The sequence below is a fragment of the Okeania sp. genome (assembly GCF_983059655.1).
In genome coordinates this window covers 1-2560 of record NZ_CEZPJD010000985.1, presented here as the reverse complement: position 1 = coordinate 2560, position 2560 = coordinate 1, and the positions used below count along the sequence as shown (strand labels likewise).

The 2560-nt window shown below is 33.8% G+C and carries 4 protein-coding genes; all 4 read left to right on the top strand.

Annotation, left to right across the window (positions count from 1 at the left end):
* Positions 1 to 177 precede the first annotated feature (177 nt).
* The 4 genes from AC3DU7_RS30930 to AC3DU7_RS30915 all read left to right on the top strand — a co-directional run bounded on the left by AC3DU7_RS30930 (position 178) and on the right by AC3DU7_RS30915 (position 2424).
* Entirely contained in the window at positions 178 to 366 is a 189-nt protein-coding gene (locus AC3DU7_RS30930) for a UPF0175 family protein (RefSeq protein ID WP_488043065.1), read from the top strand.
* A 129-nt stretch (positions 367 to 495) separates the two neighbouring features.
* Positions 496 to 1023, top strand: coding sequence for a DUF29 family protein (locus AC3DU7_RS30925; RefSeq protein WP_488043064.1), 528 nt, complete (start codon positions 496 to 498; stop codon positions 1021 to 1023).
* 147 nt (positions 1024 to 1170) lie between these two features.
* Entirely contained in the window at positions 1171 to 1698 is a 528-nt protein-coding gene (locus tag AC3DU7_RS30920) for a DUF29 family protein (RefSeq protein WP_488043063.1), read from the top strand.
* A 198-nt stretch (positions 1699 to 1896) separates the two neighbouring features.
* The gene (locus AC3DU7_RS30915) at positions 1897 to 2424 is read left to right on the top strand and encodes a DUF29 family protein (RefSeq protein WP_488043062.1); all 528 of its coding nucleotides are present in this window, start codon (positions 1897 to 1899) and stop codon (positions 2422 to 2424) included.
* Positions 2425 to 2560 lie beyond the last annotated feature (136 nt).

Below are 2560 nucleotides of genomic sequence, written 5' to 3'. Positions count from 1 at the left end.
TTTTAGTACGAATGCGTCTCAAGGGGTTACTATAAAAATGTCGGTGGCACTTTACCAGGTATTAGTGATATATACAACCAGTTAGGAAATACATATTATGGGCTTGGTAAATTTGAAGATGCACGCTAAGGAAAAATGGGGAATTTTAGAACGTAAGCTAATAGAAATAATTGTGGTATAAGCTATCGCGAAGGTTCTATTAGTAGCGGTAAATTGCGAGAATTATTGGGTTTTTCAACCCCTTTAGAAGCAGATAAATTTCTTAAGTCTAAAGGAGTTGATTTAGACTACGATGAAGAAGATTTTATGAGCGATCGCCAAACCCACGAACAACTAGAAAAAGAGGGAAAATCAAAGAGGTTATGATAGTTGTTTCGGATACTTCGCCGATTTATTATTTACTTCTGTTAGAGCTGTGTATTTAATTTTTATCATGCTACAAAATACTTCCATACTCCCCCTTTTAACCACCAATAATTTAGAGGAAAATAACTGATGACAACTCAAGAATTAATTGATTTAAGGACTTGCATTATGGAAGGTAGAAATCACGATGCCTTAGCAATTATTGACGAACTGGATGCCATGAGTAAAAAAGACATCATCAGAAAAATCAAATCCTATTTAATTGTGATGTTAATTCACTTAATTAAAAATCAGGTAGAAGGACGTTTAACCAATTCCTGGGCAGCGTCTATCCGCAATGCAATCATTGAAATTCAAGACTTAAATTTGAAGCCAAATAAAACTTCTTATTTTATCAAAGAAGATGAATGGGAGGAGATGTTAGAAAATGCTATAGAACGTGCTATTCGTGATGCAAGCACGGAAGTTGAAAATGGCGCTTATAGTTCCTTTAAACTGAAGGAAATGGTGGATAAAAATTCTGTAGTCACAACTACTAATAGTTTTTTAGCCTTAACTTACAGTTATTCTGCTAATGATTTGTTAGCTGTTATTGACGATAATTTGGCATTATTACCAGGTGGGGAAGATTGGAGATTTGGTAAGATAAATAAGTAGCATTTTTAATTTTTACAGCATATTTCGGGCAAATGATGTACAAGGTAAATGGTGAAAATATTATAGTGCGGGCATCTTGCCCGCGAGGGTATACCTTATAACAGTAAGGAAGCGCTGTAATTGTTGATTTCAGGAGAAAAATAACTGATGACAACTCAAGAATTAATCGACTTAAGGACTTGCATTATGGAAGGTAGAAATCACGATGCCTTAGCAATTATTGACGAACTGGATGCCATTAGTAAAAAAGACACACTTATCAAGATAGATTCTTATTTAACTGTGGTATTAATTCACTTAATAAAAAATCAGGTAGAAGCGCGATTAACTAATTCCTGGGCAGCATCAATTCGGGCTTCGATTATCAAAATTCAAGTCTTGAATTTGAGGCCAAATAAAACCTCTTATTACATCAAAGAAGATGAATGGGGAAAGGCGATCGCGCAAGTTATAGAAGCAGCTATTCGAGATGCAAGCGTAGAAGTATTAGATGGTAATTGCAGTCCGTTTCAACTAAAAGAAATGGTAGAAACAACTCAAGTTACCGAAAATGCTTTGAGTTTATTGTCCTTAATTTATGCACATCAACGGGAGATTATAGCCGCAATTATTGACGATAATTTGGCATTATTACCAGGTGGAGAAGATTGGAAATTTGGTAGGATAAATCAATAGTATTGTACTGTTTCACGGAATTTAAAAGTCAAAAGTCATTCAAGGAATTCAAAAGTCAAAAGTCAAAAGTCAAAAGTCAAAAGTCAAAAGTAAGATTTTATAAGTTTATAACTTTGATGGTACAGTCATTTCCATAAATTATTTCACATTGAAAATTAATTGGAATATTTATTGTTTATTTCAGGAGAAAAATAACTAATGACAACTCAAGAATTAATCGACTTAAGGACTTGCATTATGGAAGGTAGAAATCACGATGCCTTAGCAATTATTGACGAACTGGATGCCATGAGTAAAAAAGACATCATCAGAAAAATCAAATCCTATTTAATTGTGATGTTAATTCACTTAATTAAAAATCAGGTGGAAGGACGTTTAACTAATTCCTGGGCAGCATCCATCCGCAATGCAATTATTGAAATTCAAGACTTGAATTTGAGGCCGAATAAAACCTCTTATTTGATCAAAGAAGATGAATGGGACGAAATTTTAGAAAATGCTATAGAATCTGCTATTGATAATGCCAGCGCGGAGGTTGAAAATGGTGTTTACAGTCCGTTTCAACTGGAAGAAATGGTGGATAAAAATTCTGCGATCGCAACTACCAAAAGTTTTTTAGCCTTAACTTACAGTTCCTCTGCTAATAATTTGTCAGCTATTATTAAGGATAATTTGACTTTATTGCCCGGTGGAGAAGATTGGAAATTTGGTAAGAGGAATAAATAAGGGTTTTATAAAAAAAAGCGATCGCTTCCATTATCGTATGATGAGTTAATAGCCAAAAGATACGCGACTCAGAGGTTCTATATACGATTTTTTGATAAAAATGTAGAGACATTCAATGAAACATCTCTACTAATTT

Excerpts from the sequence above, each read along its gene's own strand:
- AC3DU7_RS30925 (WP_488043064.1), top strand. The coding sequence starts at position 496 with ATGACAACTCAAGAATTAATTGATTTAAGGACTTGCATTATGGAAGGT.
- AC3DU7_RS30920 (WP_488043063.1), top strand. The coding sequence starts at position 1,171 with ATGACAACTCAAGAATTAATCGACTTAAGGACTTGCATTATGGAAGGT.
- AC3DU7_RS30915 (WP_488043062.1), top strand. The coding sequence starts at position 1,897 with ATGACAACTCAAGAATTAATCGACTTAAGGACTTGCATTATGGAAGGT.